A 416-nucleotide genomic window follows, 5' to 3' on the forward strand; every position below is an offset into this window, starting at 1 on the left:
TCAATTCGCAATTCTCCCAGCGCCAGGAAGCAGAAGCCGATGATTATTCTTACGATCTTCTGCGCCAACGCGGCATCAGCCCGGCAGGTCTTGCCACCAGCTTTGAAAAACTGGCAAAACTGGAAGAAGGTCGCCAAAGCTCAATGTTTGACGACCATCCTGCATCCGCCGAACGCGCCCAGCATATTCGCGATCGCATGAGCGCGGATGGGATTAAGTAAAGCCTGGTGGTGTCGAACGTAGGTCAGATAAGGCGTTCACGCCGCATCTGACATGAATGGCACATTTGTTACCTTGTGCGCATTGCCGGATGCGATGCTGGCGCATCTTATCCGGCCTACGGGTGCCGAACGTAGGTCGGATAAGGCGTTCACGCCGCATCCGACATTAATGGCACGTTTTACCCGTGCGCATCG

Annotated in this window: 1 pseudogene; it reads left to right on the top strand. The window is 54.8% G+C overall.

The features are described 5' to 3' along the window. Nucleotides 1–221, top strand: a pseudogene (gene loiP, locus FHC49_RS12275) (metalloprotease LoiP); the annotation flags it as partial. Nucleotides 222–416: the final 195 nt, after the last annotated feature.

Source organism: Kluyvera sp. EC_51 (genome assembly GCF_019584505.1).
GTDB lineage: Bacteria > Pseudomonadota > Gammaproteobacteria > Enterobacterales > Enterobacteriaceae > Kluyvera > Kluyvera sichuanensis.